Raw genomic sequence first — 1,971 nt, 5'->3', positions numbered from 1 at the left:
AGAACCTCGTCGATCGGAAGGGGGGCGGCGGAAGGCGGCGGCGCGGCGGAGCTCATCGCCGCCTCTTGCCAGCATTCGCCGGGCGGGGCAATCATCGGGCGATCATCCTTGGCGAAAGGCCAAGGCCGGGCCCCTTCTCCCGCAACGCGGAAAGGTTTATAGCTCTGCCTCGGTCTCGCCTCATTTGAGGCCGCCGCCAGGAAGTTTCCGGGAAGTGACCATGTCGCAAGACGCCGTTCCTACGCCTGCCGCCGTCACGCCAGCCCCCGAAGTCGTTCAGCAACAGCCCGTAGGCTCTCCCGAGCATCAGCAGGAGGGCTTCTGGACCATGCTGCTCGGCTCGATGGGCGTGGTTTATGGCGACATCGGCACCAGCCCGCTCTACGCGTTGAAGACGGCGCTGGATCATATGAAGGAAGATGGCGTCGTCGAATCCGAGGTGATCGGCATCGTCTCGCTGCTGATCTGGGCCTTGTTCATCGTCGTCACGCTCAAATATGTGTTCTTCCTGATGCGGGCGGACAACAAGGGCGAGGGCGGCACGCTCTCCCTGATGGCCCTGGCGCAGAACGCGCTCGGGCGCCGCTCCAAGACGATCTTTCTGCTCGGCGTGGCGGGCGCGGCTTTGTTTTCCGGCGACGCCATAATCACCCCCGCCATTTCGGTGCTTTCCGCGGTCGAGGGCCTGAATACGGCGTCGAGCGCCTTCCAGCCCTATGTCCTGCCCATCGCCGTGGTCATTCTGGTCTCGCTCTTCGTGGTGCAGAGCGGCGGCACGGCGCGGGTCGCGGCCTATTTCGGCCCGATCATGGTGGTGTTCTTCGGCCTGATCGGCGTGCTCGGCTTGATTCATATCGCCGACGCCCCGCGTATCCTTTACGCCTTTAATCCCTTGAACGGCCTGAAATTCCTGTTCGGCCACGGCGCTGTCGGCTTCGTCACGCTCGGCCTCGTCTTCCTGGCGGTGACCGGCGCCGAGGCGCTTTACGCCGATATGGGCCATTTCGGCCGCAAGCCGATCCAGATCGCCTGGCTGTGCTTCGTGCTGCCCTCGCTGGTGTGCAATTATCTGGGCCAGGGCGCGCTCGTCCTCAACAATCACGACGCGGTCAAGGACCCCTTCTACCTGATGGCTCCGGCCTGGGCGCTGATTCCCTTCGTCATTCTGGCCACCGTCGCCACCGTGATCGCCAGCCAGGCGGTCATTACCGGCGCCTTTTCGCTGTCGCGTCAGGCGATCCAGCTCGGCCTGCTGCCGCGCCTCGAAATCCAGCACAAATCGGCGTCCACCGAGGGGCAGATCTTCGTCCCGCGCGTCAACCGGACCCTGCTGATCGGCGTGCTGCTGCTGGTCTTCCTGTTTCGCACCTCCGACAATCTGGCCAACGCCTATGGCATTGCGGTCACCGGCACCATGGTGGTGACGACCAGCCTGGCCTATTTCGTGGTGCGGAAATTGTGGCATTGGCCGCTGATCGCGGCCATTCCCTTCATCGGCTTCTTCCTGGCGATCGACTGCGCCTTCCTGGCCGCCAATCTGGTGAAAGTGTTCGAAGGCGGCTGGGTGCCGCTCAGCCTCGGCATGCTCTCGATGATCGTGATGTGGACCTGGGTGCGCGGAACGGAGCTGCTGGCGCGGAAGACTCACCGCGATTCGATTCCCACAACCGATCTCATCCGCATGATGGAGAAATCCAAGCCGACGCGGGTGCCCGGCACGGCGGTGTTCCTGACCGGCGATCCCAATGTCGCGCCCTCCGCGCTGATGCATAACCTGAAGCATAACAAGGTGTTGCACGAGCGCGTCGTCATCATGAACGTCGTCACCAAGCCGACGCCGCGCGTCGCCGAGGCCAATCGGTTCGAGATCGAGCAGCTCTCGCATGATTTCATGCGCGTCACTTTGTTCTTCGGCTATATGGAAAGCCCGCGCGTGCCGGCGGCCATGGCGCTGATGCGCAAATGCGGCGT

Annotated in this window: 1 protein-coding gene; it reads left to right on the top strand. The window is 63.5% G+C overall.

Annotation, left to right across the window (positions count from 1 at the left end; genetic code table 11):
• Window positions 1-220: 220 nt before the first annotated feature.
• Window positions 221-1,971 (top strand): potassium transporter Kup (locus tag ACE3S9_RS19065; protein ID WP_374548053.1); only part of this gene is annotated, 1,751 nt, incomplete at its 3' end.

Origin of the sequence: Rhodoblastus sp., from assembly GCF_041915505.1 — a bacterium.
Lineage (GTDB): Bacteria > Pseudomonadota > Alphaproteobacteria > Rhizobiales > Beijerinckiaceae > Rhodoblastus.
This window is presented reverse-complemented; position numbering and strand designations above follow the sequence as displayed.